Below are 2,967 nucleotides of genomic sequence, written 5' to 3' on the forward strand. Positions count from 1 at the left end.
AAAGTTCATTATTAGCTGCCATACGATTCATAGTTTCAAAATTTTGTTCTATAACTGTTTTATTCGATGTTCCTCCATCTAACAAGTCCTCATAAGCACCCCTTTCTATTGATGAAATAATTTCTTTCATAGTAAAACCTGTGCACTCCTCCATATTCAAATCTAAATCATTAAATACCTTCTTAAGTAAAGCTATACCAATCATACAGTTAGCTAGAGAGTTTTTAACTCTGTCATTTTTAATATTATTACTAATCGCTTTTTCAAATATTGCACTATGAATTTCTTTAATTTTTTTCTCTTTCATTTTTAGGGTCTCCTTCAAAAGACTGACTCCAAGTTTATTAAGTAAAATAGAATTTTCCTTTAATTTTTCTAGACTTTTTTTGGTTACATCATCAAAATAAGAAGTTGCAAATATAACTCTAAGGCTCCTTCCAACATTCGCCGTTTCCTCTATGCCTACCTCTCCAGATAAAATTACTGAAGCTCTAGGAATAAAACTTCTATTTTTATTTGAAAACCACTGTAGGTAACGCATTTCGTGTATCACTAGTTTTACCTGAAATAATAAATCTTATATATTGAAGGTCCTCAACTCTTCCTATATAAAAAGTCTTAAAGCTGTTTAGTGCTCTTCTAAAAGATAATACATCATCAAAATCGGAGGTTTTAAATGTCCTCTCACCTATAATACCTTCCTCCGTAATAATCTCACCTATAATTTGAGTATCACCTTCACTTTCAATATAATATTTAGGATTAATAATAAAATTAGAGATATTAATTATCTGCTTTATTAACCAAAGTTATTAATTCTTCAACAGTGCCTCCATTTGATATCCAATCTACTATATCTTCCTTAAGTTTTAAGTCTGGAAGGTTTATTATTTTTATAGATTTGACCTCACTTTTTATAACACTTAGAACATCATTTGCATAAGCTTTACCACTTTCATCATTATCAGGTAGAATTACTATATTAGCGGACTTTAAAGAAGCAACATAATTCGGGCTGTAAGCTGAAAACCCCCTAGCTCCAAAAGCTGTGGTAGTTCCAACTTGTCCTAATTTGAAAATCTCATCCACGCATTTTTCTCCTTCTACAAAGAAAATAGTCTTGTCATTCTTGATGCCCTCTAAAACCTGTGGAAGCTTATAAATAACATGTCTTGTAGCTTTTATACCAAAGCTCCATTCACTATTATCTTTGGTATAGGCCATGAAATCTTTTTTCCTTTTGCCATTATCAAGCCACTCTCGTCTACAGATTTTATATAATATATTGCCAAGTTCATCTTCATAATAATATTTAGCTGTAGTTTCCTTTTCATAATTAGAATTTTGTTTTGGCTTAAAGTCACGTTTTGTAGAAGGCTGCGGGTCCTGTGTTTCAATTTCAACATTATATTTTGCACTTAAAAATTACATAATGTTGTGGAATCCATCTATACCCTCGTTATAGGATGCTGCACTTAAAATATCACCTTTAGCTCCACAGCTAAAACAGCTCCAATACCTGCCGCTGCTTCCTGGAACTATGGCAGCACTTGGATCCTGATCTTTATGGCTATGTGCACTTTTATTAAAACAAGTAAATTTTCTGTTTTTATTCTTATTGCTATGTTCCATTACGTAATCTTTTAGATGATCCTGTATTTCGCTAATACATCTTTGCGTAATTTTATTTCCCATAGATTTTTGAACCCCCTAATTACTTTTGTACGGCTTATTTCTAAGCATTATCTTATTAAAAATATTTTAAATTACATATACTTTTTAACTTTTGTACGGCTTAGATTACTAAGCATTATGATTAGGATAGAATCATTTAAAATAACGAGAATAAGGTAAAAATTACATTTTCAGTAAACATATATGACCTTTTGCCGTAGTTTTGCAAAAAAAATTTAAATTATTACGAAAAATTTCAAGTTATAGTAATATTGCAACTAAATATTAGATATGTAATTAGCTTAGTCCATTGATATATAAGAGGTTATAAGTAATTCGCTTACTACATTACAAATTTATCATGGGGGGTATGCAGTGTAGTAGAGTTTTTAAATTTTAATTCTCACTTGTATAAGAAATTTTTATACTTATATAAATAAGGTATTATTGTTTTTTTGTAATATATATATATATTTATGTTCTAACCTAGATATCTTAAGGGATAACGATGATTACAAGATGTGGTAATAGGTTGGAATAAATTGTAATGGAGGAGTAATTTCTATAAATAGTAACTAATTACAGACAATAAATGTTACTATTAGTAAATAAACACATTATAATTCAGTAGAAAGTTATTTGGATGAGGAGGCTACGTTTAGGTGAGTTCATCGTGGATTGCTATAGGTGTACCATTGTTTGTAGTATTTTTGATTGTTTTACCGCAACAACATAAAATAAAAAAACTGGCAATTCTAAAAAGAAAGAAGAGGAAGGGGTTAATAATTATGACGAACGAGTTAATTAAAAAATACATAGGGAAAAAATGTAGTATATCCACAGGTGATTTTGGTACAAATGCAACTGGAAAAATAATTGATATTAATGAAAACTGGATTGAGGTTGAGACTAAAAAAGGCAAAGAACTTATAAATGCTGAATTTGTACAAAGTATTAAAATAACTCAATAAGAACTTATTAATAATAGATATCCACTGATGGAAAGTTTAAGTATATTGATAATAATTGAAAGTTGGTGGAAATTTAAGAGAAAGCTCTAATGATGTCGTATTATAAGATATATATCTGATAAATCGGTTTCAATTATTTTTATTCCTCTTTATTATGTGGTAATATGTCGATTATGCTGTTATTATAGGAGGAATAAATCAATATGGAAAAAAAGAGATTGAATTGGATAGATATGGCGAAGGGATTCGCAATGATATTAGTTATGTTTGGGCATGGACCCATTTTGTTGCCTATTCAGGCGGAGATATACACATTTCATGT

Annotated in this window: 5 protein-coding genes; 1 reads left to right on the top strand and 4 read right to left on the bottom strand. The window is 29.6% G+C overall.

The window, feature by feature from the left end:
* The 4 genes from Q0649_RS11275 to Q0649_RS11290 form a co-directional block, all read right to left on the bottom strand.
* Positions 1-553 (bottom strand): hypothetical protein (locus Q0649_RS11275; protein ID WP_298841711.1); only part of this gene is annotated, 553 nt, incomplete at its 3' end.
* Positions 554-783: 230 nt separating this feature from the next.
* A complete protein-coding gene (locus Q0649_RS11280) occupies positions 784-1,224 on the bottom strand; it encodes a hypothetical protein (RefSeq protein ID WP_298841713.1) in 441 nt (146 codons plus the stop codon).
* The gene (locus Q0649_RS11285; protein WP_298841716.1) at positions 1,182-1,334 is read right to left on the bottom strand and encodes a hypothetical protein; all 153 of its coding nucleotides are present in this window, start codon (positions 1,332-1,334) and stop codon (positions 1,182-1,184) included. Before Q0649_RS11285 ends, Q0649_RS11280 begins: the two co-directional genes overlap by 43 nt.
* A gap of 91 nt (positions 1,335-1,425) precedes the next feature.
* Complete coding sequence (locus Q0649_RS11290; protein ID WP_298841719.1) at positions 1,426-1,695, bottom strand: hypothetical protein; 270 nt, start codon at positions 1,693-1,695, stop codon at positions 1,426-1,428.
* A gap of 641 nt (positions 1,696-2,336) precedes the next feature.
* Here Q0649_RS11290 and Q0649_RS11295 point away from each other — a divergent pair.
* Positions 2,337-2,645 (top strand): DUF6897 domain-containing protein, encoded by a 309-nt coding sequence (locus Q0649_RS11295; RefSeq protein WP_298841722.1) that lies wholly within the window; start codon positions 2,337-2,339, stop codon positions 2,643-2,645.
* Positions 2,646-2,967 lie beyond the last annotated feature (322 nt).

This window comes from uncultured Clostridium sp., assembly GCF_937920395.1.
Lineage (GTDB): Bacteria > Bacillota > Clostridia > Clostridiales > Clostridiaceae > Clostridium_AD.